Source organism: Kribbella sp. NPDC054772 (genome assembly GCF_053611945.1).
The window spans coordinates 85,879-109,744 of sequence record NZ_JBSHBJ010000029.1 but is presented as its reverse complement, the minus strand read 5'-3'; the positions used below and the strand labels follow the sequence as shown (position 1 = coordinate 109,744).

Below are 23,866 nucleotides of genomic sequence, written 5' to 3'. Positions count from 1 at the left end.
GCGGGGGGGGGTCCCCCCCGGCGGGCCCCGCGCCCCCCGTCTACAAGACACCCCCCCAGGTGGCCGCCCCCAACCCCGGGGGGGGGGGGGGCCTCGCTGCATTTCAGCGCCCGGCCGAGGGCGACTGTTTCCGGTTCTGCGCCGCCGTCGAGTGGGCGCCGTACGTCCGCTCACCGGCGTCGGTCTGGGTGCTCTGGCCGGCCGGACCGGAGACGCCCTGGGCGGTGGCGGTTTCGTCGATCGCCGGTTGCTCGACACCAGGCACGAGAACCAGACCGTCGTCGCCCTGCGCCACCGTGAACTCGAGATCATCGCCGTCACGTTGACGTACGACGATGCTCTGCTCTCCGGGCTGGAACGGTGCCCCGGGGACCTCGACCGAGATCCCGCCCTGGAACTCCGCATGCCAGCGTTCCGCGCCGGCGTTGTCGGTTCCGTGGTACGAGAAAACCCCGCGGTCGTTGGTGGCCACCTTGTCGCCGGAGCGCAGCCGGAACGGCTCCGCGCCGGCGAGGTCGAGCGGCTCCGGCGCCGGCAAGGGCTCCTCGATCCGGAGCTCGCCGGACTCGTCGCGCACGATGGCCCATTCCTTGGCGTCCGGGCCCTCATCGCCATGCTCGAACAGGTACTGCCGGTCGGGCTGCATCCGTTCGGACGGCTCGCCGCCGTGGGCATTCACCCAGGTCAGCACCGGCCCGCCGTCAGTCTCGAACGCGATGGTGTGCTGCCAGGTGCCCGGCCGCTCCTCATCGCGGCCGAACTGCCAGTACTCCGAGTTCTCCCGGATTTCGATCAGATCGCCCGGGCGCGGAACAAAAGCCTCGGGTTCGCCCACTGGGGCCATGCTTGATCTCCTTAATCTTCACGTCCCCCGTGCTTTCCCGACCGTTCTCACCGTAGTCACGGCGGGGTCCACCGGGTTCCTGCGTTAGATTGCCGTGTGCGTTGGCGGATTGATCTCAGGTACGACGGGGCGGGCTTTCACGGCTGGGCCCGGCAGGACGGTCTCCGCACCGTGCAAGGTGAGCTGGAAGAAGCAGTCCGGGTCGTACTGCGGCTCTCGGAGCCCGTCACCGTCACTTGTGCCGGCCGGACCGACACGGGGGTACACGCCCGTGGTCAGGTCACTCACGTGGACGTGGAAGGCGCTGTGGACCCGCTGAGGCTCCTCAGAGGGCTGAACGGCGTGCTGCCCGAGGACGTGGCTGTCACGGCCGTCACGGCGGCTCCAGACGGTTTTGACGCCCGGTTCTCCGCGCTGGCCCGCCGGTACGTGTACCGCCTGTGCGACGACCCCGCCGGCTGGGACCCGCTGACGCGCGGACATGTCCTCCGCGTCGGCCGGCCGATGGATGTGGACCGGATGAACGCCGCAGCGGCCGGACTGCTCGGTGAGCACGACTTCGCGGCGTTCTGCAAGAAGCGGGAAGGCGCCAGCACAGTGCGGGCGCTTCTGGAGTTCTCCTGGCAGCGGACCGGTGTCGGGCGGTTGGAGGGCACTGTGATCGCAGATGCCTTCTGTCACTCGATGGTGCGGGCTCTGGTGGGATCGATGATCCCGGTGGGCGACGGACGGCGTGATGTCGAGTGGCCGACCGCCGTACTGGCTGGGAAGGTGCGGCACTCGGCGGTGTCGGTGCTGCCGGCGCACGGCCTCACACTGGAGGAAGTGCGGTACCCCGCGGACGATGAGCTGGCCGCACGGGCGTTGCAGGCCCGTCAGGTCAGGGGAGAGGTGCACCAGCGTGGCTGACCACTACTTCTCCGCGGAGCCCGGCTCTGCGGACGTACGCCGTACCGTGGAAGCCCGGATCTGGGGACGCGAGTACACGTTCATTACAGCGACCGGCGTCTTCTCCCGAGACCGCCTGGACATCGGTACGGCGGTGTTCCTGCGCTCGATCGACCCGCCCAAGAGCTCCGGGACCTTCCTCGACCTGGGCACCGGCTACGGCCCGATCGCGTGTGCGCTGGCCGTCGAGGCACCGGACGCGACCGTCTGGGCGGTCGACGTGAACACGCGGGCGCTGGAGCTCACCGCCGAGAACGCCAAGGCGGCCGGTGTCGCGGACCGCGTGCACCCGGCGCTGCCGGACGACGTACCCGACGATCTGCGGTTCGACGCGATCTGGTCGAACCCGGCCATCCACATCGGCAAACCCGAACTGCACAAGATGCTGCTCCGCTGGCTGCAACGCCTCGCTCCCGATGGCGTGGCCTGGTTCGTCGTCGGCAAGAACCTCGGCGGCGACTCCCTCCAGCGCTGGATGACCGAACAGGGCTACCCCTGCGAACGCGTCGCCAGCGCCAAGGGCTTCCGGGTACTCCGCGCCACCAGGTGAGCTAGCTGTACAGCTAGCCGCGGCCGCCGAGGCCGTTGCGGGAGTTCCCGTTGTCGGGCTGGTGCGTCCGTGCGTCGGTCGAGGTCTGGCCAACGGCCTGGCCTGGCCGCAGTGGCGTCTGGCCCGAGGTTGCCGCGGCGAACTGCCGTCGCGTGACGTCGTCGGCCGCACCCTTTCCGCTGAAGGGTTTCCGGGCCTTGTCGACGCTCGCAACGGTCTTCCCGCTCAGCGATTCCCCGCTCGTCTTCAGGCTCCACGCGTGCAGCTTGCCGGCGCCTTTGGCATCGGCCTCGGCGGCGGTACCGACGATGCCGTGCAGGTCGTCGGCGAGGGCTCGGGTGGCGGTGCCGGTCGGGAGACCGTCGGTGTTGGCGAGCGCGAGGGCGGCCGCCTTGTCGAAGCGCTCGGCGGGCGGTGTGGTCAGCAGCCGGGAGGTGACCTCGTGCGGTTCCAGACCGGCGTGCTGTCCGGCGGTCTGCGTGAGGGTTGCCGTCACCTCCGCTACCGCGGAGTGCTGCGGTTCGCCGCCGAGTTGCGGTTCGGAGAACCCGAGCGCCGCGAACAGTTCGCCTTCGTGCTGTCGTACGAAGTCCTGCCGGAGCTGTTCGTCGAAGGCCCGGTCGGCGGCGTTGTCCGGTACCGAACCGGGCGCCTCCGGGTTGCAGAGCTGAGCGGCGTGGGACGCGACGATCCCGACGGCCTCGCGGACCTCGGGAGTCGGCGGCGCGGTGCGGTCCGCGGTCGCGAGGACGTCGATCACCTTCGCCCGGTCGAAGGTCAGCGAGCGATCCGTCCCGGCGTACCCGACCACACCGGCGGCGGGCGGGGCGGTCGATTCCCGCAGTTCGCCGCTCCAGTAGTCCGTCTTGACCTTGAGTTGGAGTGCCATCGCTCCGGCATCGCGGCCTAGGGACGGCGTGGCCCTGCCCTGCGACAGCCCAGACTGTACGGCGGCGACGAGGTCGGCCACCTCCGCGTACCCACGCTGGTTCGTGTGGATCTCGTCCCGGAACCGGCCGACTTGCTCGAACGCGTTGGCGCACCCCTGAGCGACCAGGTTTTGGCCGGTCTCCCGAGTGTTGCGCCCGTCGTCGAGGCTCGCGACGTCGCACCGGTCGAAGGCCAGCCGGAACTCGTGGGCGAGCTCTGTCTTCAACTGCGCCGTATGGTCGGCCGGAGGCTTGCGCGCCGAACCGTCCGGAAGCCGCCGCTGCAGCGGGTCGTGCTCGATCAGCTGATCGGCCAGTACGTCGAAGCGTTGCGCGGGATCGGTGCGGCGCAGCAGCTTGTCGAGCTCGTCCGGCTTCATCCCGAGCCGTTGGCCGAGTCGGCTCGTCAGCTCGCTCGCAGCGCCCTGGAACAACGGATACGGCTCGGGGTCCACCAGCCGCCCGATGCCTGGGGCCATCTGCTCCATCCGCTGCGGATCGAGGATCCGTTCGGTGCTGACCAGGTTCGCGCGGATGCCTGTGTCCAGAGCTTCCGGGGCGAAGTCCAGCGTCGGGTCGCGCGGCAGCACCTTGTCCACGTACGCGTTGCCGAAGTCGATCACAGCGTTGCGCACGGCCTGCGGGTCCGGCCGGACGATATCGCTGGGGTAGTGGGCGTCGTACTGGTTGCCGCCGAGATGCGACATCAGATCGGCTGTCCGGACGTTCAAGGTGATCGAACCGTCGGCGGACGCCTCGGTCGCGCGGCTCGGGTCGTCCCACCTGTACAGCGGTAGGCCGGAGTACCGCTCCCCGAGGATGCCGTCCAGGGCACGGGCCCAGTCCCCAGCCAGGTTGCCGGCCCGGTCGAACCTGCTGTCGATGACCCTGCGCTCGTTCACCATCTGGTGCCGCCTTCGTCCGGTTAGGAGTCTCGAAGCGGTCAGGCTAGTCATCGGCGGGTCGACTGGCGGTCACCCATAATTGGCCCGGTGTTCCGATTGGCTGCAACGGATCGGATCTGATGGGCGTCCTGAGGGGTATGGAGGCAGCCTTGGCGGCAGCGGAGGCACGGTTGGGGCAGGTGGACTTCGAGGTCTGGGTGACCGAGAAGGCCGATGCCCTGTTGCGGTTCGCCTATGTGCTGACCGGGGACGCCAACCTTGCGGAGGACGCCGTACAGGATGCGTTGACGACGGCGTGTGCACGCTGGTCGCGGGTGAGTCGTGCCGATGATCCCGAGGCCTATGTGAAGCGCATGGTGGTGAACGCGCACATCTCCTGGTGGCGGAGGTTCCGGCGACGCGAGGCGCCGGTGGACGACCCGGTCCGCACGGCGAACGCGGTTGGGGACGGTACGGCGTCCCGCGCCGAGGCCGACGCCATCTGGGCGCTCTGCGCGACGCTGCCGGACAAACAGCGAGCAGCCGTCGTACTGCGCTTCTACGAGGAGCTCTCGTACGCCGAGATCGCGCAGCTGCTGCACTGCGCGGAGGCGACCGCCCGGTCGCACGTGCACCGCGCACTGGCGGCTTTGAAGACCACACTGAGCACGGAAGGAGCCGAGGATGCCTGAGCACGACCCTGAGCAGGAGCTCGGCCCGAAGCTCACGTCAGCCCTTCACAATCAGGCCGACACCCAGACCGGCCTCCAGAAGACCCGACTGGCCAGTGAGGCCCGCCGCCGCGTCCACCGGCGCCGGCAAGCCTGGTCAATGGCCGCAGGGGCTGTGCTGGTGGTTGCAGCTGTCGGTGGCGTCTGGGGTCTGCTCGGCGGCGAGTCGCCGGTCGCGACGAGCAAGAGCGACTCCGCCGGTCAGGGTGAGGGCGTGGCTGGTCCCAACCGATCCACACAAGGCGTTGTGTCGCCGAAGGCCGCGGCCGGTTGCCCGGTCGACCACCCGATCCTCAAGGCCAGCGGGCCGCACGACCTACCGGCCGGCACGGGACTCGACCTGAACACACCAGTGACCGGCCTCCGCGCGTGCCGCTACGGCTTCGCCGAAGGTGGCACGGGTCTGCTCGGCCAGGAGTCGTACGACGCCACCGTCGCGCAGCAGATCGTCGACGCGATCAAGGTGCTCCCGGAGCGGAACTCGGCACTGCCCGTCTTCAAGTGCGCACCGCAGACCGCGAAGCCCTCGGAAGCCATCGTGCTCCGCTTCAGCACCGCCTCCGGCGTCCGCGAGATCTGGGTCGAGTACGACGGCTGTGCGGACTCCGGCTTCTTCTCCGGCACCCACCCGTACGGCCTGTTCGCCGCACCGCTGAAACTGTTCATGACCGGCTCGGTCCGCCCCTCCGGCGGTACCTACCTGAACGCGCTGAAGGGCTGGTAGCTCACTCGACTCCGTGGCGTCCTGCTCGTAGAGCTCACCGATCCGCTGCAGTGTCTGCTCCAGTCGCTGTTCCGGGCCTGACCCGATGCAGTCGACAGCATTGCCTCGGCGTACAGCCGTTGCGCCTCCTTGGCCGAGGGTCGTCTACCGAGCCGCTCCACCGGTGTCGCGCGGCGAGGCCGCACGCCAGGGCTGTGTCGGCTGGGTTGCCGCCGCTCCGGCCCCGGCCCCACCACTCCCTCGCCCGGACTGGGCGCCGGTGTCCAGGAACTGCCGCAGGTGTGCTGTCTCCAGATCGATGGACGGCCTGCCGTAGAACGCCTCGATGCGCTGCACCTGCGCGCGCTGCTGCGCCGACATCGGCATCCGCGGCGGGTTGGCGTACGGCATCTGTACCCCCACGGTGTCGGACCCCGGCACCGCCTTGTCCATGCCGATGTCGCGGATGATCGGGTCGGTGAGCCGGGCGGCGTTGCTGTCCGAGAGCCCTTCCCGCACCGCCACGCACTCCTCGGAGAACCTGCCGACGGCGTCGGGTGCGTCTTCGTCGCCTGCCTCGTGCTGGTGGTGGTCGGTCTCGTGGACCACCACCATGGCGCCGATGTGGGCCGCACCTCTCGTCTGGAGGTCCGGGGGCCCGCTCGCGTCGTACGCCTCCATCACGGGGTCGAGCACCTGGTACCGGCTGATCGTCATCGGGCCGTTGTACTCCGCCGACGCCGCGATGCCCGAGTGCTCGTCGTACGGCCGCCTGTTCCAGGTCGATGCTCTGCCGGTCCGGTGCTCGACCGCGGCCACGACCCTCGCGACCCACTGGTACTCGCGGGTGTCCGGCCTGATCTCGAGTCCTCGCAGGCTGGTCGGCACCGGTTGACGATAACGGTTCGCACGGGTCGGGGGAGTGTTGTCAGACTGGGGGGATGGGTCACGTGGATGTCGCCGGTGTCGGGTTCGAGCTGCCGGACGGGCGGGTGTTGCTGGACGACGTCACGTTCCGGGTCGGTGACGGGGCGAAGGTCGCGCTGGTGGGGGCGAACGGATCCGGCAAGACAACGCTGACCAGGATCATCGCGGGTGACCTGAAGCCGCACAGCGGGAGCATCTCGCGGTCCGGTGGGCTCGGGGTGATGCGGCAGTTCGTCGGCTCCGTGCGGGACTCGTCGACCGTGCGGGACCTGCTGCTGGGGGTGGCGCCGGTGGCGATCCAGGAGGCCGCGGCGAAGCTCGACAAGGCCGAGCTGGCGATGATGGAGGCCGACGACGAGAAGACCCAGCTCAAGTACGCGCAGGCGGTGGCGGACTGGGGCGAGGTCGGTGGGTACGACGCCGAGGTGCTCTGGGACGTCTGTACGACGGCCGCGCTCGGCGTACCGTTCGACCGCTGTCGCTGGCGTGAGGTGAAGACGCTGTCCGGTGGTGAGCAGAAGCGTCTCGTGCTGGAGGCGCTGCTGCGGGGACCGGACGAGGTACTGATGCTGGACGAGCCGGACAACTACCTCGACGTACCGGGGAAGCGGTGGCTCGAGGAGCAGTTGCGCGCCACCGACAAGACCGTGCTGTACATCAGTCACGACCGGGAGTTGCTGGCCAACACCGCGACCCGGATCGTCACCGTCGAGCTGGGTGCCGCGGGTAATACCGCGTGGACGCACGGTGGCGGGTTCGCGACCTACCACGAGGCTCGGCGTGACCGGTTCGAGCGGTTCGAGGAGCTGCGCAAGCGCTGGGACGAGGAGCACGCGAAGCTCCGGGCCCAGATGCTGATGTACAAGCAGAAGGCGGCGTACAACTCCGACATGGCGTCGCGCTACCGGGCCGCGCAGACCCGGCTGCGCAAGTTCGAGGAGGCCGGCCCGCCGCAGGCGATCCCGCGCGAGCAGAAGGTCAAGATGCGGCTCACCGGCGGCCGCACCGGCAAGCGGGCCGTCGTCTGCACGGAGCTCGAGCTGACCGGCCTGATGAAGCCGTTCGACCTGGAGGTCTGGTACGGCGAGCGCGTCGCCGTACTGGGGTCCAACGGGTCCGGGAAGTCGCACTTCCTGCGACTGCTCGCCAACGGTGGCTCGGATCCCGATGTGGAGCATCAGCCCGTCGGTGACGTCCAGATCGCGCCGGTGGCGCACACCGGCAACGTGAAGCTCGGTGCGCGGGTGCGGCCCGGTTGGTTCGCGCAGACGCACGAGCACCCGGAGCTGGTCGGCCGGACGCTGCTCGAAATCCTGCACCGCGGTGACGACCACCGGGAGGGCATGGGGCGCGAGCTGGCGTCGCGGAAGCTGGACCGGTACGAGCTGGCGCATGCGGCCGAGCAGACGTTCGACAGCCTGTCGGGTGGTCAGCAGGCCCGTTTCCAGATCCTCCTGCTGGAGCTGTCCGGTGCGACCCTGCTGCTCCTCGACGAGCCCACTGACAACCTGGACGTCGAGTCGGCGGAGGCGCTGGAGGAGGGGCTCGACTCCTTCGACGGCACGGTGCTCGCGGTGACCCACGACCGCTGGTTCGCCCGGGGCTTCGACCGTTTCCTGGTCTTCGGCTCCGACGGCTCGGTCTACGAGCCCGACGAACCGGTCTGGGACGAAGGTCGCGTCGAACGCGCTCGCTGACCTTAGAGTTCTCCCACACCGTGGAGGGGGGAACTCCAATGACAGACGACCTGGCTGCCCGCTGGGCGAACACCGTCGTACCGAGCTGGATCTACCGCTGGCTGATGCCGGCGGCCTGGATCGGCGCGATTGTGGTGTCGATCGTGTCCGACACCGGGGGCGTCCTGTGTTCGCCTGACGACCCGTCGATCTGCGGGCCGGATCCGAGCTTCGCGATCGCGATGGTCGCCTGTTTCGGGTCGCTCCTGCTGCTCTGGTGGCAGCCGGCGGTCGCGGCGGCGTTGGGCGTGCTGTTCCTCCTCCTCGAGCTCCAGTACGACGACGTAGCGGGCGCACGCCTCGCGTGGACCGTGTACGGCGCTCTCTGCGTCGCCCTGCTGGTCGCCATGGTCATCAGTCGCCAAGGGCAACGCAGTCTGACGGAGGACCTGCTGCGCCGTCCGGTCACGCTTCCCGCAGCCGCACCGGTCCGCGTGTCGATCCGGCTGCTCCTTGCCGGTGCTCTGGTGCTGGTTGGTGCTGCTCCACGGCCTTCGCGATCTGGTCCGTCGACGATGCGGTCCTGCTCGGCTTTCTCGTCGCCGAGGTGGACGACGAGGAGACCGACGCCCGGTTGTACGACGCCTTCGACGTACTCGACGAGGACCACGCACCGGCCGCGCTGAAACGGCAGTGGGTGCAGACGTTGCGGCGCTACCGTGGCGACGCGCTGCTGGTCGGTGACTTGGTCGAGGGGAGCTGGCCGTCGATCGTGGTCGGCGATCAGGTGCTCCGCCCGGTCGCTCCGTTCCGCGCGCCGCGCAGGTTGCCGTGGCGAGTGGAGTCGGTGTCCAGCCAGCTCCGTCAGGTCGACGCCGAGGTACCTCGCTACTCGGCTCCTGCCGTGACGGTCGAGCCGGCGCTGGCGATGCCGACGCTGCCCTGGGAAGTCCCGCTGCGGGCCCGCCCGTGGTGGGAACGACCCGCGTTGGTCGCCCTCCCGATCGTCGCGCCGATCGTGGTCGGAGCAGTGGCGATCTTCGGCGACTGGGTCACCGCCGCCGCGATCGCTGTGATCGGGGGCCACGCGCTCCACGCGCTGGGTACCCGGACCTTCTACCGGGTGATCGCGACCGCCGGCGAGGTCCGGATCCGGCACGGCTGGCACGAGCACGCGACGCCTTGGCGATCCGTCGGTTCCGTCGCGATCGACCAGGACCGGCTGAACCTCGAGACCGGTGACGACTGGCACGTCATCGCCGGCATCGAGCCGAACCACCTGATGACGACGGCCTCGGTGTTCGAGACCCTGCGCCTGCGGGGCCGCACCGGCTTACCGCCGGCTGACGTCAACCGTCGGCTTGCGCCCAGCGCGCTGCTCGTCGGCGCCTACGTGCTCGTCTGCGCGCTGATCCTCGTGCTGACCTTCTAGGGCGCCACGCACCAGCCGTCACGGTACGCCGCCCAGTGCTCAGGAGTCGCGGCGAAGTCGACGTACAGCGCCAGACCGAAGTTCTGGCGCTTGGAGTCGCCCAGACCGAGCCGTGCGCCGCGGACCGCCGCGCTGACGGTTTCAGCATCCCCCCAGTGCGCCGCGTTGTTCTCCCAGTACGCCGGAAGCCCCATCAGCAGGTCCGTCGTCGGGGGAGTGACCTCCAGCGCGAGCTTGGTCTGCTTGGCGACGTAACCGCCGTACAAGGACTCCAGCGGCATGGCGGTGTCGTAGGACATGATCGCGATCTGGTTGACACGTTCGGCGACCTGGCGGAAGTAGTCCTGTGACCACCACTTCTCGACCGGGATGAGGTGCAGGTACCAGAGCGGGTCGATCTGCGCCGACGCGACCGACAGCGTCGTACCCAGTGCCCGGGTCTCGTCCAGGACCGCGAGATAGCCCTTGGAGCCCGACTGCACCGGCTCGAAGTCGTAGTGGATGCCCTGGAATCCCTGCTGCAGTACGGCGGACGCCGACGCCACCACACGCTGCCGAACTTGAGCGTCGTCGAGATTCATACCCGGGTTCTTACCCGGCTGTACGACGTCACCGAGCCAGGCCTGCACCCGGACAGCGGGCGCCGCGGCGTGGACCGCGTCGACGAACCACTTGGCCTTCGGTGACACCTTTGCCAGCGGCAACGACCCGTCGTGCTCCAGCGGGCCGGTGTGGACGTACAGGTCGCGGATGCCGGTGCCCTGCAACTGCTTGGCGAGTGCCGTGACGTCGGCCTGCGTCTTCCGGCCGTCGACCCACGCGTGGCCGAGCCACAATGCGTCCTGGTTCCGCGTGCGGGCTGTCGCGGACGGATCACCGGCGTACTGCAGACGCAGGGAGATCGCGTAGGCCGTGACCGGAGCCACCAGGAGCAGCACCACGACCAGGGCGGCGATCGTGAGGCGCCGCTTCACGATCGCGGCTTCAAACCGTCGTAGATCAGGGCGAGCATCCGGTCCCGTAGTTCCGGCTCCAGGTTGGCCGCGGTCGCGCCGCGGGACGCGCCGATCAGCAGCGCGTACACCTCGGGCATCCCAGCGTCCGCCCGGACCGCACCGGACTGCTGCGCCGCGGTGAGGAGGCCGGCGATCGCCTCCCGCATGCCACGCCCCGCCTCGCGTGCGCTCTCGCCGGCCGCCACGCCCGCCGCGGTCAGTGCCTCGCCGATCGCCAGCTTCGACGCGGACTCCGACACCACCTGGGTGAAGAACGCGTAGAACGCCGCCCCCGGATCGGCGCTGCCGGTCAGCTCCAGCGCACGGTCGCGCAGCCGCTCCAGCCGTAGCGTCAGGACCGCCTCGAGCAGGTCGGTCTTGGTCGGGAAGTGCCGGAACACCGTCGCGATCCCGACCCCCGCCAGCTTCGCCACGTCGTCGGTGGACGCCAACGGCGACCGCCCGAAGACGTCATCCGCCGCGGTCATGATCCTGGCCCGGTTGTCCCGTGCGTCGGCTCGCACCCCAACTCCCCTCCGTCGATCTCAGCCTAGAAGACGCCCGGACCGGCCAACCAGTTGTAAACGAAGTCAAGACTCCATATATTCGATAGTCATCACTCCGTTTAACTCCGAGGTGGGGAATCGTCATGACTCCTGAAGAGGTCTTCCGCAAGCTCGTCCACGGTGTCGCCGACCGGGACTTCGCGCTGCTGCCGGAGCTGTACGCCGAGCAGACCGACGTACGGCACCCGATGAACCCGTACGGCGACCATCCGCTGCTCAGCCGGGACGCGCTCCGCGAGCACTTCGGCGGCGTCGGGCCGCAGGTCACCGAGGTGGTGAAGTTCCAGCCGGACAACATCCGGGTCCACCGGACGGCCGACCCGGAGGTGATCGTCGCCGAGTTCGAGTACGCCGGCACGACCCTGGCGACCGGTGAGCCGTTCCGGACCCCGGCAATCTTCGTCCTCCGGGTCCGCGACGGGCTGATCGTCGAGTCGCGCGACTACATCGACCACCTGGCGATGATCCGGGCCCGCGGACAGGTCGACCAGCTCGTCGCGCACCTGACGGAACCGGCAGGCACCCCGGCCGCGTCGTAGTCGGCAGAGGCGCCGAACGGCCCCGGACCGCGACCCAGATCGTCCGCCCGGGGCCGTTTCCAATCCTCAGGTGATCACGCCGCCCTTGGCGCGGCAGGTGTCGCGGATGTGCCAGAAGTTCGCGAGGTACTCGTCGTGCACGGTGCGGCCCATCACCCGGACCATCGACTCGTCAGCCTGCCGAAGTGCGGAGTACGAGAAGTTGTGGCTGCCGGTGAAGACTCGCGGCACGATGTCGTCGTCGTACCCGCCGTCGATCAGCAGGTACTTCGAATGCACGCGGATGTCGATGCCCGGGGCAAGGTTGTAGTTGCACTTGGTGATCTGCACCGGGGCGGACTTCAACGCCGACATCACCGCGTCGTTGGCGTTCGTGAGGACGACGTCCACCCAGCACCCGTCCTTGCGCAGTTGGGCCAGTCGTTGCGCGATCGCCGGCCGGTTGAAGTCCCACATCGCGACCCGGACGTCGGTCTGGTGGTGTGAGCCGTCGGGTTCGGTGTACGTGCAGCGCACCGAGCCGAGCGAGTTGTAGACGGTGTCCGTCGCCGGGTCGTCGAACGGCTGGCCGGCCCGTTCCTGCCGCGGGAAGAAGAAGACGCGGTAGTCCGTCCCGCTGCCGGAATCCTTGTAATAGTTGTTGTTCCCGGCCGGCACGGAACGGTAGGAACGCAGGTCGGCGAAGTACGTCCGGTAGGCGCCGTACGTCTTCGGGTCCGAGTAGGTGAGGGCGTTGTTGTACGCCTCGTTCTGGTCCCAGATGCCGAGGTTCGCCGACGCCTGGTAGACCACCGAGCCCACCTCGGTCCCGTTGCTCTGCTTGATCTTCGAGAACGTGAAGAACTTGTTGTGGTTGTACGGCGTGACGGGCCCGTCCGACCACTGCTTCACCCGGGTGGCGATGCAGCCGCGGATCGTCCCGGCCGGTGACTTGTCCGCACAGTCCACGACGTACGACGGCTTGTCGTCGGCCGATCCCAGTGCGGTGCGGAGCCGTTTCGTGGCGGCCGTCGTGGCGGACTTCTGGTCGACGATCAGTTTGATCAGCACGCCGCGGTCGTGGGCGGCGATCAACCGGTCGACGATGTCCGGATCGGTCGCGGTGTCGGCGGTATCCGGTGGATCGAAACCGAAGAACGATCCCTGGATCTCTTCACCGGCCGGGACCCGGTCGATGAGTCCGGCCAGCTGGACCTGGATGGTGTTCTGCTGCGTGGTCGACCCGGCCGGATCGTTGAACACCGCGTGCCCGATGACCGGATCCGGTACGCCGGCCGCGGCCGGAGCAACCGTCGACGCGGCCAGCAGCACGAGCGGCGCGAGCAGGGCATGAAGCATCAGGACCTCCTGTGGGGCGATCAGAAGGATGTTCACTACTCAAGCCATACTGCCGGAAATTTTCCTCCGAGAACAGCAACGGCCCCCGGCCGGATGGTCGGGGGCCGTTCGCGGATCAGGTCAGCGGTCGCCCATCGGGACGTACTGGACGCCGCGCTCGCCGGTGTAGATCTGCTTCGGCCGGGCGATCTTCTGGTCGCCGTCGCCGAGCATCTCCAGCCACTGCGCCAGCCAGCCGGAGGTCCGCGGGATCGCGAACAGCACGGTGAACATCTCCGGCGGGAACTGCAGCGCCTCGTAGATCAGGCCCGAGTAGAAGTCGACGTTCGGGTAGAGCTTGCGGGAGACGAAGTACTCGTCCTCCAGCGCGATCTTCTCCAGCTCGACGGCGATCTTCAGCAGCGGGTTGATCCCGGTCACCTCGAAGACGTCGTCGGCGGCCTTCTTGATGATCTTCGCCCGCGGATCGTAGTTCTTGTAGACCCGGTGGCCGAAGCCCATCAGCCGCTCTTCGCCGTTCTTCACGCCCTCGATGAACGACGGCACGTTCTCGATGCCGCCGATCCGGCGGAGCATCTTCAGCACCGCCTCGTTGGCGCCGCCGTGCAGCGGGCCGTAGAGGGCACCGATCCCGCCGGCCACCGCGGTGTACGGGTCGACCTGGGTCGAGCCGATCGCGCGGACCGCGTTCGTGGACGCGTTCTGCTCGTGGTCGGCGTGCAGGATGAACAGGATCTCCAGCGCGCGCACCAGCCGGTCGTCGGCGGCGTACTTCGGCTCGCTCATCTTGAACAGCATCGACAGGAAGTTCGCCGTGTAGCTGAGCTCGTTGTCCGGGTACACGTACGGCTTGCCCTGGGCGTGGCGGAACGCGAACGCGCCGAGCGTCGGCATCTTCGCGATCAGCCGCCGGATCTGCAGCGCCCGGGACTCCTCGTCGAAGATGTCGCGGGACTCCGGGTAGAACGTGGACAGCCCACCGACCGAGGCGAGCAGCATGCCCATCGGGTGCGCGTCGTACCGGAAGCCCTGCATGAACGTCTTCAGGTTCTCGTGCACGAACGTGTGATACGTCACGTCGTGCGCCCAGGCCTCGTACTCGGCCTTGTTCGGCAGCTTGCCGTTCACCAGGAGGTAGGCCACCTCGAGGTAGTTCGACTGCTCGGCGAGCTGCTCGATCGGGTAGCCGCGGTACTCCAGGATGCCCTTGTCGCCGTCGATGAAGGTGACGGAGGAGCGGCAGGACGCGGTGTTGACGAAGCCGGGGTCGTAGGTGGCCAGGCCACCGTCGCCGTCGGATGCGCTGATCTGCTTGAGGTCTGCGGCACGGATGGTGCCATCGGTGATGGCAAGGTCGAAGTCCTTGCCGGTCCGGTTGTCCCGGACGGTGAGCGACTGTTCGGTCACGATGCCCTCTTCGGAAGCTGGCGTCATCGCCTGGATGAATGAGGGTAGATCAGCCGGCGGGACGCGGGTCTGGACTGCAATCTTCACCGCTAAACTAGTGCGGTCCCCAGCTGCTTCCAAGCCGGGGTCCCCTCGGCGTGTGGGCTCACTTTGACCCGTACGTGCTACCGCCGGTATTCTGGGCTGCTGTTGTGCGTTCCAGGTCGATGCCGTGTCGGCTGACCGCTCGCCGACGTCCAGTTTGTTCAATCTCTGAGAAACGAAGGTCAACGACCGTGCGCACGTACAGCCCGAAGCCTGCTGACGTCACTCGTGAGTGGCACGTGATCGACGCCACCGACGTCACGCTCGGTCGGCTCGCCGTCCAGATCGCCACGCTGCTGCGTGGCAAGCACAAGCCGACGTTCGCGCCGCATGTCGACGGCGGAGACTTCGTCGTCGTCGTGAACGCCTCCAAGGTGGCCCTGTCCGGCACCAAGCGCACCGACAAGCTGGCGTACCGCCACTCGGGTCACCCGGGCGGTCTGACCGCGACGCCGATCGGTGAGATTCTCGACAAGGACCCGCGCAAGGCCGTCGAGAAGGCCGTCTGGGGCATGCTGCCGAAGAACCGCCTGAGCCGGAAGCTGCTCACCAAGCTGAAGGTGTACGCCGGTCCGGAGCACCCGCACACGGCACAGCAGCCGAAGCCGTTCGAGATCACCCAGATCGCTCAGTAAGCGATCGACGAGCCAGGTAAACGAGGATTCACAGCGTGAGCGACATCACCACCGAGACCGAGACGATCGACTCCGAGGTCCCTATCGACACCGAGGGCCCGGTCGCCTACACCTCCGAGACCAACCCGGCTCCGGAGCAGCGCGCCGAGACGGGGCGGGTCGCGGTCATCAACCCGGCCGGCGCCACTGGTCGCCGCAAGGAGGCCGTCGCCCGCGTGCGGATCGTCCCGGGCACCGGCAAGTGGAAGATCAACGGGAAGGACCTCGACGTCTACTTCCCGAACAAGGTCCACCAGCAGCACGTGAACGAGCCGTTCGTCGTCGCGGGCCTCGAGGGCTCGTACGACGTGATCGCCCGGATCAACGGTGGCGGCATCACCGGCCAGGCCGGTGCGCTGCAGCTCGGTGTGGCCCGCTGCCTGAACGCGGCGGACCTCGAGGCCAACCGCCCGGGTCTGAAGAAGGCCGGTCTGCTCACCCGCGACGCGCGGATCAAGGAGCGTAAGAAGGCCGGTCTCAAGAAGGCCCGTAAGGCGCCTCAGTACAGCAAGCGCTGATCACCTGATGGGGCGTTTGTTCGGCACGGACGGAGTCCGTGGCCTGGCGAACGTGGACCTGACCGCGGAGCTGGCGCTCGACCTCTCGGTCGCGGCAGCTCACGTACTCGGCGAGGCCGGTGCCTTCGAAGGGCACCGGCCACGCGCCGTTGTGGGCCGGGATCCTCGTGCCAGTGGTGAGTTCCTGGAAGCCGCCGTCGTGGCCGGTCTGGCCAGCGCCGGCGTCGACGTCGTCCGGCTCGGCGTACTGCCGACCCCGGCCGTCGCGTACCTGACCGGCTCGACCGGCGCCGACCTCGGCGTGATGCTGTCCGCCAGCCACAACCCGATGCCGGACAACGGCATCAAGTTCCTGGCCCGCGGCGGGATCAAGCTCGACGACGTGATCGAGGACGCCATCGAGGCCCGGATGGGCGAGGAGTGGCAGCGCCCGACCGGCGCGGCCGTCGGGCGGGTGACCGACGACGGGCAGGGGTTCGAGACCTACGTCTCGCACCTGGTCCGCTCCGCGCCGAACCGGTTCGACGGGTTGAAGGTCGTCATCGACTGCGCGAACGGTGCCGCCTCGCAGACCGCTCCGGAGGCGTTGCGCCGGCTCGGTGCCGAGGTGATCACGGTCGCCGCCGCACCCGACGGCCTGAACATCAACCTGAACTGCGGTTCGACCCACATCGAGGGTCTGCAGCGTGAGGTGATCGGCCACCGCGCCGACGTCGGCATCGCGCTCGACGGTGACGCGGACCGCTGCCTGGCGGTGGACGCGAACGGCGAGCTCGTCGACGGCGACCAGATCCTCGCGGTGCTGGCGCTGGCGATGCGGGACAGCGGCCGGTTGTCCAACGACACCGTGGTCGCGACCGTGATGAGCAACCTGGGCTTCGTGCAGGCGATGGTCCGCGAGCGGATCGCGGTCGAGCAGACCAAGGTCGGCGACCGGTACGTGCTGGAGGCCATGAAGGCCGGCGGCCACAAGCTCGGCGGTGAGCAGTCCGGGCACGTGATCCTGTCCGACCACGCCACCACCGGCGACGGCACGCTGACCGCGGTCAACCTGCTGGCCCGGGTGGCCCAGACGGGCAAGAGCCTGGCCGACCTGGCCGGTGCGATGACCCGCCTGCCGCAGGTCCTGGTCAACGTGAAGAACGTGGACAAGAACCGCGCGGGCACCGACCCGACGGTCCAGTCCGCGGTCGCCGAAGCCACCAACCGCCTCGGCGACACCGGCCGCGTGTTGCTGCGCCCGTCCGGCACCGAGCCGCTCGTCCGCGTGATGGTCGAAGCCGAGTCCTCGGACACGGCCGACGAGATCGCCCACTCGCTGGCCGACGTGGTTGCTTCCTCACTGAAGCTCTGACACCAACAAGTACGCCGGAGACCCACCAGGGCTCTCCGGCGTACTCGCGTCTCAGGGTCTGAGTTGCGCCAAGCGGCGTTCCGGGGCCGGCGCGGCCTCGGCGAGGAGCTGGGTGTATTCGTGCTGGGGGTTGAGGATCACGTCGTCGGCGGGGCCGTGTTCTACGACGGCGCCGTGGTAGAGCACCATGATCTCGTCGCTGAAGTGGCGGGCGGTGGCCAGGTCGTGGGTGATGTAGAGGACTCCGAGGTTCTCCTCGCGCTGCAGGGTCGCGAGCAGGTTGAGGACGCCGAGACGGATCGAGACGTCGAGCATCGAGACCGGTTCGTCGGCGACCAGGATCGCGGGCTCGGGCGCCAGCGCGCGGGCGATCGCGACGCGCTGCCGCTGACCACCTGACAGCTCGTGCGGCTTGCGGTGCACGAAGTCCTCGTCCAGCCGGACGCGCCGCAGCAGCTCCTGGACGCGGTCCGCGACCTGCGCGCGGGTGAACCCCGGGTGGTGCAGCTGCACCGGCCGGGCCAGGTGATGACCGATCGAGTGGTACGGGTTCAACGACGCGAACGGGTCCTGGAACACCATCTGCACGGCCTTCCGGTACGCCGCGGCGCGCGCACCGTGATACCGCATCGGCTCGCCGTCCACCAGGATCGCACCGGAGGTCGGCCGCTCGAGCTGCATCAGCAACTTGGCGATCGTCGACTTGCCCGACCCGGACTGGCCGACGAGCGCGATGGTGCGGCCCGGCGTCAGTTCGAAGCTGACCCGGTCGACGGCACGCAGCCGCGTACTGCGGAGCCCGTTGCGCAGGCGGTACTCCTTGACCACGTCGCGCATCTCCAGGACGCTCATCCGGCCTCCCTCTCCACGGCCTCGACGGTCTGTTCGGTCTCGTCCAGCGCGATGCCGCCGCTGCGCACGAAGCTTCCCCGATCGCCGGTCAGACTGGGGAACGACGACAGCAGGCGCCGGGTGTACGGGTGCTGCGGCTTCGTGTAGAGCGTCAGCGCGTCGTCCAGCTCGACGATCAGGCCGGCCCGCATGACCGCGATCCGGTCGCTGATCTCGAGCAGCAGCGGCAGGTCGTGGGTGATGAAGACGACGGCGAATCCCAGCTCCGACCGGAGCCGGGTGATCTCCCGGAGGATCTCCCGCTGGACGACGACGTCCAGCGCGGTGGTCGGCTCGTCCATGATCAGCACCTGCGGCTCGAGTGCGAGCGCCATCGCGATCATCACCCGTTGCCGCATCCCGCCGGACAGTTCGTGCGGGTAGGCGCGGAGCCGGTCGCGGTCGACGCCGACGCGTTCGAGCAGTCCGGCGCAGCGTTCGCGGCGCTCGGCCTTACCCAGTTCGGGCCGGTGCGTGAGGAACACGTCGTCGAGCTGCTCGGAGATCCGCAGTACCGGATTGAGGGAGTTCATCGCGCCCTGGAAGACCATCGCGATCTTGTCCCAGCGGAACGCGCGCAGGTCTTCTCCGGTCAGGCTCGACAGGTCGACGTCGTACCCCTCGCGGGACGAGAAGACGACGCGGCCGCCGGTGATCCGGGCCGGTGGTTTGAGCAGCTGGGTGATGCCGTACGCGAGGGTCGACTTCCCGCAGCCGCTCTCCCCGGCCAGGCCGAGGATCTCGCCGCGTTGCAGGGTGAGCGTGACGTCGCGGACGGCATGCACGGTCGTCTCGGCGAGGTAGTCGATACTCAGGTTCTCGATACTCAGCACAGGATTCACGACTGCACGCTCCACTTGTTGCGTTCGGCACGGGTCTGCGAGCGCAGCTTGGGGTTGATGATCTCGTCGATCGAGAAGTTGATCAGCGACAGTGCCGCGCCGAACAGCGCGATCGCCAGGCCCGGCGGTGCGAACCACCACCAGGCGCCGAGCCGGAGCGCGAGCCCGTTCTGGGCGTAGAACAGCATCGTGCCCCAGGTGAACGACCCGGACGCTCCGAGACCGAGGAACGACAGCCCCGCCTCGCCGAGGATCGCGAAGATCACCGCGAACACCACCTGGGAGGCGAGCAGCGGGATCAGGTTCGGCAGGATCTCGACGAGCAGGATCCGCCAGCGCTTCTCGCCGCTGATCCGGGCGGCGAGCACGTAGTCGCGACCGCGCACGCTGAGGGTGAACCCGCGCAGCACGCGGGCGGACCCGGCCCAGCTGGTGATCGCCAGTACGGCGGCCACCAGCCAGATCGACTTGTTCGGTACGTAGCTGGAGATCACGATCACCAGCGGCAGACCGGGGATGACCAGCATGATGTTGGTGAGCAGCGAGAACGCCTCGTCCACCCAGCCGCCGACGAACGCGCCGACGACACCGAAGAACGCGGACAGCAGCAGCGTGATCGCGCCGACCACGACGCCGATGATCAGTGAGCCGCGGGTCGCGTAGGCGAGCTGGGCGAAGACGTCCTGACCGCTCTGTGTGGTGCCGAGCACGAAGCCGTGGCCCGGCCCGGCCAGCCCGATGTCCCGGACCGTCGACGGGTTGCCGACGAGCAGCGGACCGAGCACACCGAACAGCACGATCAGTCCGGCGAGGGCCAGACCGACGGCGAGCTTGAGGGTCATCGGCGGCAGCTTGCGCCGCGCCGGTGCGATCGGCGACGGGCCGTCCGCGGTGGCTGCTTGCGCGGCCCCTTCAGTGGTGATTGCCATTCAGGTTCACCTCTCCTAGGACCGCGCGCGGGTGCGGGGATCGATGACGCCGTACAGGAGGTCGACGAGCAGGTTGGCGCCGAGGACGGCCAGGGTGATGATCAGGAAGACGCCCTGCATCAGCGCGTAGTCGTTGTTGCCGACGGCAAGCAACAGTGCGGAGCCGATCCCGGGATAGGTGAAGACGGCCTCGGTCACGATCGAACCGGCGACCACGAAACCGAGCGAGATCGCGAACCCCGAGATCGACGGCAGTACGGCGTTCCGGGCCACGTAGCGGGAGCGGATCCGGCGCGGGGTGAGACCCTTCGCCTCGGCGGTGACGACGAAGTCCTCGGACAGCGTCGACACCATCATGTTGCGCATCCCGAGCATCCAGCCGCCGATCGACGAGACCACGATGGTCAGCGCCGGCAGCGTGCCGTGATAGACGACCGACCGCGCGAACGGCAGGTTCCACCCGGGCGTCACCGAGTAGACGTCGTACCCGCCGTTGAGCGGGAAGACCGGCCAGCTGCTGCCGAGCAGGAAGAGCAGCAGCAGCGCGCCCATAATGTCGGCCCCCGCCGGATCCTGGGTGGGGTGGGGATACGGGGTGTCCACCCCCTCCGGCGCCCCCCCCCGGGGGGCGCGGCCCATCAGGACCCCGACCGCGAACGAGATCACGGTCGCGATGCCGATCAGGCCGACGGTCCAGGGCAGGGTCTGACCGATGACTTGCGACACCGGCATCGGGAAGTACGCGATCGACGTACCGAGGTTGCCGGAGGCGAGTTGGTGCAGGTACGTCGTGTACTGGTGCCACAGCGACGCGTCGGTGTCCGTCCCGAGTAGCGCCTGGATCGCCGCCCGGGTCGTCGGTGTGACCGGGCCCTTGGTCGCCAGCTTCGACAGCATCAGGTCGACCGGGTTCCCCGGCATCAGCCGGGGAATCAGGAAGTTCAGGGTCAGCGCCGCCCAGAGGGCGGCGACGTAGAAGGCGAGCTTCCGCAGCAGATAGCGCACGGCCGGCCCGCGCTCAGTTGGCGGGCTTGATCGTCTTGAGCACGATCCCGGCGTCCCACGCCTTCCAGGCCGCGGGCAGCACGTAGGTGTCGTCCTTGGTCGGCCAGCCGGTCGCGCGCGAGGTGTTGAACTCGGTCAGCATCGAGTTCACGTAGACCGGGATGTAGGGCAGCTGCTCCGCGATCACGGTCTGGATCTTGGCGTACTGCGCCTTCTGTACGGCCTTGTCCGTCGTACCGGCCGCGGTCGTGAGGGCCGCGTCGACCGTCGGGTCGGAGAACCGGGACTGGTTGCCGGCGCTGGCGGACTTGCCGACCGGCGCCGTGTTCGCGGTCGCAAGCTTGCTGTCGTAGGTGAAGTACGGGTTCGTCGACGCGCCCAGGCCGACGGAGTCGAGCGACAGCTGGAACTTGCCGTTGGTCTGCGCAGCGTTCCACTCGTTCCACGAGACCTGGCTCGGCTTGAGCTCGATGCCGACCGCAGACAGCTGCTGCTTCAGGGTGTCGTTGATCAGGATGTAGTCGCTCCAGCCGGTGACGGTCTGAACCGTCAGCGAGAGGCGCTTGCCGGCCTTGGCCCGGACGCCGTCACTGCCCTTCGTCCAGCCCGCCGCGTCGAGGAGCTTGTTCGCCTCGTCGGCGTCGGCGCTCTGCGGAAGCTTTCCGGAGCCGGCGTCGGCCATCCAGTCGTCGTCACGGCCGGGCAGCAGCAGGGTCGGCGAGCCGACACCCGCGACACCGCCACCGGCCAGCTTGCCGAGCTGTTCGCGGTTCATCGCCAGGTAGATCGCCTTGCGGACCGCCGGGTCGGTCTGCGGCCCGGTGCAGCCGAGGCCCGAGTTGGAGCACGTCACGATCACGGTCGTCATCGCGGGGGTGTTGACGTACGTCAGGTCCTTGTTGGTCTTCATGATGTTGTCGATCCCGGGCAGGTACGCGCTCGCCCAGTCGACCTTGCCCGCGACCAGGGCCGCACTGGCGGCGTCCGCCGACTGGACCGGCAGGTAGCGGACCTCCTTGATGGCCGGCTTGCCCGTCTCCCAGTACTGGTCGTTCTTCGTCAGCACGTAGCTCTGCGGCGTGAACGACTTCAGCTTGAACGGGCCGGTGCCGACCGGGTTCTCGTTCAGGTTCGTCGTCGGGTCCTTGATGTCCTTCCAGATGTGCTCCGGCACGATCGCCTGGTTGGCGAGTACGGCGGGCTCCTGCATCAGGGACTTGGACTTGAAGGTGAGCACGGCGGTGTCGTCCGCGGTGGCCTTGGCCGTGGCGGCGAGACCCGACGGGTTCAGGGCGGGCGTCGTCGCGACCAGGTTGAACGTGTAGGCCACGTCCTTGGCGGTGAACGGCTGGCCGTCGTTCCACTTCACGCCCTGGCGGAGCTTGATGGTGAGCTCGGTGCCGGCCGGGTTCCAGGAGTACCCGGTGGCCAGCACCGGCGTCGGCTCGGACTGCTTCGCGAAGTTGTACCAGTACAGCGGCTCGTAGATGACGCCCAGCGTCGGCTGCAGCGCCGTCGAGCTGAACGGGTTGAAGTTCTTGGCGGTGATGTCGCCGGCCGCGACCGTGATGGAGGCGTCCTTCGCGGCGGCCTGGGTGCCGCCGGTGGCGGCGCCGGAGCAGGCGCCGAGCAGCAGGGCGGTCGTGGTCGCCGCGGCCGCGGCGCTCACCAGGCGCCGCACCCTCGTACGGTTCGTGGGATTCCGGAGCATAGATCGGTCCTTTCCGGGATGGTCCGCACCAACGCGGTCCTTGGAACGCGTCACCCGGCACCCGGCCAGGGAAGCTGGCGGTAACTTAGTTGGACTAATAAACTGGGCGCAAGGGCTGACGAGGGTAACGATTCGACAGCGGAGGGTGCGAAGTCCTCCGCGGAGTCCTACGCCGAGACGGCGCGGTCGGAGCGCAACATCAGCAGTGCGGCGCCGATCGCGGCGGCGTCGTGACCGCGTTCGTCGAGGACCACCTCGGGGGCCACGCTGCGCCCGAAGGCGGAGCTCATGATCCGTTCCTGCAGGATCGGCAGGTAGATCGTCCCGGCGACGGCGAAGGCCGGTCCGGTCAGCACGAGCAGCTGGACGTCGTACATGTTGGTGATCGTCTGGGCGCCGAGCGCCAGCCACGCGGCGGAGTCGCGGATGATCGCCTCGGCGCGGGAGTCCCCGGTCAGCGCGAGCCGCGCGATCGCGGCGAACGCCGCCACCCCGGTACGCCGGTCCGCGCCGAGGTCGAGCCCCGCCGCACGGGCCTTGGCGACGACCGTGGCGGGACCGGCGACCGCCTCCAGGCAGCCGGTGCTGCCGCACCAGCATTGCGGACCGCCGATCTGGACGCAGATGTGCCCGACCTCGCCGGCGTTGCCGTGCGCGCCCTGGTAGACGTTGCCGTTCAGCCGCAGGCCCGAGCCGATCCCCTCGCTCATGAACAGCGCGGCCATCACCGACACGTCGTGGCTGGTGGTGAGCCGGGTGCCCGCGGCGGCCGCGGTCGCGTCGTTCTCCAGCAGTGTCGGCAGGCCGAGGCACTCCTCGAGGCGGCGGTGGATCGGGAAGCCGACCCACTGCGTCATCGACGGCGGCGCCGAGGTCACTCCGCGGTTGCGGATCAGTGGTCCGGGGCAGACGAAGCCGACGCCGAGGACCAACGAGGAGTCGACGCCGGAACGCTCGATCAGCTCGGTGGTCTCGGCCGCGATCCGTCGCACGACCGTCTCCGGGTCGCTCTCCTCACCCGGACCGTGCCGGCGCCAGCGGGCCACCACGCTGCCGGCGTAGTCGACCAGCACGTAGGTCAGGCTGTCGTTGCTGAGATGGACGCCGACGACGTACCGGGCCGCGGCCCTGATCTGCAGCATCGTGCGCGGCTTGCCGCCGGTGGACGTGCCGCGGCCGGCCTCGGCGACCAGGCCGTCGTCGATCAGCCGGCGGACGAGCGCGGTCACCGACGGCGCGGTGAGGCCGGTGATCTGGGTCAGCTCGACCCGGCTGAGTGTCCCTGCCGAGCGGATGCTGTCCACAATGAGGGCGCGACTGTTCGTCGGCGCCGGGTCGTACCCCGGGGACGGCGACGGGTCGCTGACCTGCTGCATCGGGACATCCGCA

General features: G+C 68.8%; 24 protein-coding genes. 11 read left to right on the top strand and 13 right to left on the bottom strand.

The window, feature by feature from the left end; genetic code table 11:
- Positions 1-103 precede the first annotated feature (103 nt).
- Positions 104-844, bottom strand: a complete 741-nt coding sequence (locus ACWGID_RS32510; protein ID WP_452203132.1) for a hypothetical protein — start codon at positions 842-844, stop codon at positions 104-106.
- A gap of 96 nt (positions 845-940) precedes the next feature.
- Between ACWGID_RS32510 and truA the strand changes: the two genes are divergently transcribed.
- Both truA and ACWGID_RS32500 read left to right on the top strand, forming a co-directional pair.
- Positions 941-1,753 carry a tRNA pseudouridine(38-40) synthase TruA gene (gene truA, locus ACWGID_RS32505; protein WP_452203130.1) on the top strand — a complete coding sequence of 271 codons (813 nt, stop codon included), beginning with the start codon at positions 941-943 and terminating at the stop codon, positions 1,751-1,753.
- Positions 1,746-2,342: a class I SAM-dependent methyltransferase gene (locus ACWGID_RS32500; protein ID WP_452203128.1), complete on the top strand. Its 597-nt coding sequence runs from the start codon at positions 1,746-1,748 to the stop codon at positions 2,340-2,342. The genes truA and ACWGID_RS32500 overlap by 8 nt, the downstream gene beginning before the upstream one ends.
- Positions 2,343-2,355: 13 nt before the next feature.
- On the opposite strand, the gene ACWGID_RS32495 is transcribed toward ACWGID_RS32500, so the two are convergent.
- The gene (locus ACWGID_RS32495) at positions 2,356-4,176 is read right to left on the bottom strand and encodes a hypothetical protein (RefSeq protein WP_452203126.1); all 1,821 of its coding nucleotides are present in this window, start codon (positions 4,174-4,176) and stop codon (positions 2,356-2,358) included.
- Positions 4,177-4,295: 119 nt separating this feature from the next.
- On the opposite strand from ACWGID_RS32495, the gene ACWGID_RS32490 reads away from it, so the two are divergent.
- On the top strand, positions 4,296-4,847 hold the full coding sequence (locus tag ACWGID_RS32490; protein ID WP_452203124.1) for a SigE family RNA polymerase sigma factor: 552 nt from the start codon (positions 4,296-4,298) through the stop codon (positions 4,845-4,847).
- A complete protein-coding gene (locus ACWGID_RS32485) occupies positions 4,840-5,610 on the top strand; it encodes a hypothetical protein (protein ID WP_452203122.1) in 771 nt (256 codons plus the stop codon). The genes ACWGID_RS32490 and ACWGID_RS32485 overlap by 8 nt, the downstream gene beginning before the upstream one ends.
- A 144-nt stretch (positions 5,611-5,754) precedes the next feature.
- Here the strand turns inward: ACWGID_RS32485 and ACWGID_RS32480 are convergent, their stop codons facing one another.
- Entirely contained in the window at positions 5,755-6,477 is a 723-nt protein-coding gene (locus tag ACWGID_RS32480; RefSeq protein WP_452203120.1) for a hypothetical protein, read from the bottom strand.
- Between the two features lie 53 nt (positions 6,478-6,530).
- Between ACWGID_RS32480 and ACWGID_RS32475 the strand changes: the two genes are divergently transcribed.
- Genes ACWGID_RS32475 through ACWGID_RS32465 form a run of 3 tightly spaced genes read left to right on the top strand, consistent with a single transcriptional unit; the run spans position 6,531 to position 9,624 of the window.
- On the top strand, positions 6,531-8,213 hold the full coding sequence (locus ACWGID_RS32475; protein WP_452203118.1) for an ABC-F family ATP-binding cassette domain-containing protein: 1,683 nt from the start codon (positions 6,531-6,533) through the stop codon (positions 8,211-8,213).
- Positions 8,214-8,251: 38 nt separating this feature from the next.
- Entirely contained in the window at positions 8,252-8,878 is a 627-nt protein-coding gene (locus ACWGID_RS32470; protein WP_452203116.1) for a hypothetical protein, read from the top strand.
- The gene (locus tag ACWGID_RS32465; protein ID WP_452203114.1) at positions 8,800-9,624 is read left to right on the top strand and encodes a hypothetical protein; all 825 of its coding nucleotides are present in this window, start codon (positions 8,800-8,802) and stop codon (positions 9,622-9,624) included. The genes ACWGID_RS32470 and ACWGID_RS32465 overlap by 79 nt, the downstream gene beginning before the upstream one ends.
- Here ACWGID_RS32465 and ACWGID_RS32460 read toward each other — a convergent pair.
- On the bottom strand, positions 9,621-10,598 hold the full coding sequence (locus tag ACWGID_RS32460) for a hypothetical protein (RefSeq protein WP_452203112.1): 978 nt from the start codon (positions 10,596-10,598) through the stop codon (positions 9,621-9,623). The two genes, ACWGID_RS32465 and ACWGID_RS32460, sit on opposite strands and share 4 nt — an antisense overlap.
- Positions 10,595-11,143: a TetR/AcrR family transcriptional regulator gene (locus ACWGID_RS32455; protein ID WP_452203110.1), complete on the bottom strand. Its 549-nt coding sequence runs from the start codon at positions 11,141-11,143 to the stop codon at positions 10,595-10,597. Before ACWGID_RS32455 ends, ACWGID_RS32460 begins: the two co-directional genes overlap by 4 nt.
- Positions 11,144-11,268: 125 nt before the next feature.
- Here ACWGID_RS32455 and ACWGID_RS32450 point away from each other — a divergent pair, with 125 nt between their 5' ends.
- Positions 11,269-11,724: a nuclear transport factor 2 family protein gene (locus ACWGID_RS32450; RefSeq protein WP_452203108.1), complete on the top strand. Its 456-nt coding sequence runs from the start codon at positions 11,269-11,271 to the stop codon at positions 11,722-11,724.
- Between the two features lie 66 nt (positions 11,725-11,790).
- Here ACWGID_RS32450 and ACWGID_RS32445 read toward each other — a convergent pair whose 3' ends face one another.
- Complete coding sequence (locus ACWGID_RS32445) at positions 11,791-13,062, bottom strand: phospholipase D-like domain-containing protein (RefSeq protein ID WP_452203107.1); 1,272 nt, start codon at positions 13,060-13,062, stop codon at positions 11,791-11,793.
- A gap of 120 nt (positions 13,063-13,182) precedes the next feature.
- On the bottom strand, positions 13,183-14,496 hold the full coding sequence (locus ACWGID_RS32440; protein ID WP_452203105.1) for a citrate synthase: 1,314 nt from the start codon (positions 14,494-14,496) through the stop codon (positions 13,183-13,185).
- A 248-nt stretch (positions 14,497-14,744) separates the two neighbouring features.
- Between ACWGID_RS32440 and rplM the strand changes: the two genes are divergently transcribed.
- From rplM to glmM, 3 genes are read left to right on the top strand one after another with little or no spacing between them, the layout of a single operon-like run.
- Complete coding sequence (gene rplM / locus ACWGID_RS32435; RefSeq protein WP_131286311.1) at positions 14,745-15,188, top strand: 50S ribosomal protein L13; 444 nt, start codon at positions 14,745-14,747, stop codon at positions 15,186-15,188.
- A gap of 35 nt (positions 15,189-15,223) precedes the next feature.
- On the top strand, positions 15,224-15,745 hold the full coding sequence (rpsI, locus tag ACWGID_RS32430) for a 30S ribosomal protein S9 (protein WP_452203103.1): 522 nt from the start codon (positions 15,224-15,226) through the stop codon (positions 15,743-15,745).
- Between the two features lie 7 nt (positions 15,746-15,752).
- Positions 15,753-17,099 (top strand): phosphoglucosamine mutase, encoded by a 1,347-nt coding sequence (gene glmM, locus ACWGID_RS32425; protein ID WP_452203101.1) that lies wholly within the window; start codon positions 15,753-15,755, stop codon positions 17,097-17,099.
- 51 nt (positions 17,100-17,150) lie between these two features.
- On the opposite strand, the gene ACWGID_RS32420 is transcribed toward glmM, so the two are convergent.
- The 6 genes from ACWGID_RS32420 to ACWGID_RS32395 form a co-directional block, all read right to left on the bottom strand.
- Positions 17,151-17,951 (bottom strand): ABC transporter ATP-binding protein, encoded by an 801-nt coding sequence (locus ACWGID_RS32420; protein ID WP_452203099.1) that lies wholly within the window; start codon positions 17,949-17,951, stop codon positions 17,151-17,153.
- Positions 17,948-18,832 carry an ABC transporter ATP-binding protein gene (locus ACWGID_RS32415; RefSeq protein WP_452203097.1) on the bottom strand — a complete coding sequence of 295 codons (885 nt, stop codon included), beginning with the start codon at positions 18,830-18,832 and terminating at the stop codon, positions 17,948-17,950. The genes ACWGID_RS32420 and ACWGID_RS32415 overlap by 4 nt, the downstream gene beginning before the upstream one ends.
- Positions 18,829-19,761, bottom strand: a complete 933-nt coding sequence (locus ACWGID_RS32410; RefSeq protein ID WP_452203095.1) for an ABC transporter permease — start codon at positions 19,759-19,761, stop codon at positions 18,829-18,831. The genes ACWGID_RS32415 and ACWGID_RS32410 overlap by 4 nt, the downstream gene beginning before the upstream one ends.
- A 15-nt stretch (positions 19,762-19,776) precedes the next feature.
- Positions 19,777-20,766, bottom strand: a complete 990-nt coding sequence (locus ACWGID_RS32405) for an ABC transporter permease (RefSeq protein WP_452203093.1) — start codon at positions 20,764-20,766, stop codon at positions 19,777-19,779.
- A gap of 13 nt (positions 20,767-20,779) precedes the next feature.
- The gene (locus tag ACWGID_RS32400; RefSeq protein WP_452203091.1) at positions 20,780-22,447 is read right to left on the bottom strand and encodes an ABC transporter substrate-binding protein; all 1,668 of its coding nucleotides are present in this window, start codon (positions 22,445-22,447) and stop codon (positions 20,780-20,782) included.
- A 197-nt stretch (positions 22,448-22,644) separates the two neighbouring features.
- Positions 22,645-23,853, bottom strand: coding sequence for an ROK family transcriptional regulator (locus ACWGID_RS32395; protein ID WP_452203089.1), 1,209 nt, complete (start codon positions 23,851-23,853; stop codon positions 22,645-22,647).
- Between the last annotated feature and the right edge of the window lie 13 nt (positions 23,854-23,866).

Coding starts and splice junctions, on each gene's coding strand:
- ACWGID_RS32470 (WP_452203116.1), top strand. CDS start 8,252: ATGACAGACGACCTGGCTGCCCGCTGGGCGAACACCGTCGTACCGAGC.
- ACWGID_RS32395 (WP_452203089.1), bottom strand. CDS start 23,853: ATGCAGCAGGTCAGCGACCCGTCGCCGTCCCCGGGGTACGACCCGGCG.
- ACWGID_RS32490 (WP_452203124.1), top strand. CDS start 4,296: ATGGGCGTCCTGAGGGGTATGGAGGCAGCCTTGGCGGCAGCGGAGGCA.
- ACWGID_RS32420 (WP_452203099.1), bottom strand. CDS start 17,951: ATGAGCGTCCTGGAGATGCGCGACGTGGTCAAGGAGTACCGCCTGCGC.
- ACWGID_RS32510 (WP_452203132.1), bottom strand. CDS start 844: ATGGCCCCAGTGGGCGAACCCGAGGCTTTTGTTCCGCGCCCGGGCGAT.
- ACWGID_RS32485 (WP_452203122.1), top strand. CDS start 4,840: ATGCCTGAGCACGACCCTGAGCAGGAGCTCGGCCCGAAGCTCACGTCA.
- ACWGID_RS32440 (WP_452203105.1), bottom strand. CDS start 14,496: ATGACGCCAGCTTCCGAAGAGGGCATCGTGACCGAACAGTCGCTCACC.
- ACWGID_RS32495 (WP_452203126.1), bottom strand. CDS start 4,176: ATGGTGAACGAGCGCAGGGTCATCGACAGCAGGTTCGACCGGGCCGGC.
- ACWGID_RS32475 (WP_452203118.1), top strand. CDS start 6,531: ATGGGTCACGTGGATGTCGCCGGTGTCGGGTTCGAGCTGCCGGACGGG.
- ACWGID_RS32410 (WP_452203095.1), bottom strand. CDS start 19,761: ATGGCAATCACCACTGAAGGGGCCGCGCAAGCAGCCACCGCGGACGGC.
- ACWGID_RS32445 (WP_452203107.1), bottom strand. CDS start 13,062: ATGCTTCATGCCCTGCTCGCGCCGCTCGTGCTGCTGGCCGCGTCGACG.
- ACWGID_RS32450 (WP_452203108.1), top strand. CDS start 11,269: ATGACTCCTGAAGAGGTCTTCCGCAAGCTCGTCCACGGTGTCGCCGAC.
- glmM (WP_452203101.1), top strand. CDS start 15,753: ATGGGGCGTTTGTTCGGCACGGACGGAGTCCGTGGCCTGGCGAACGTG.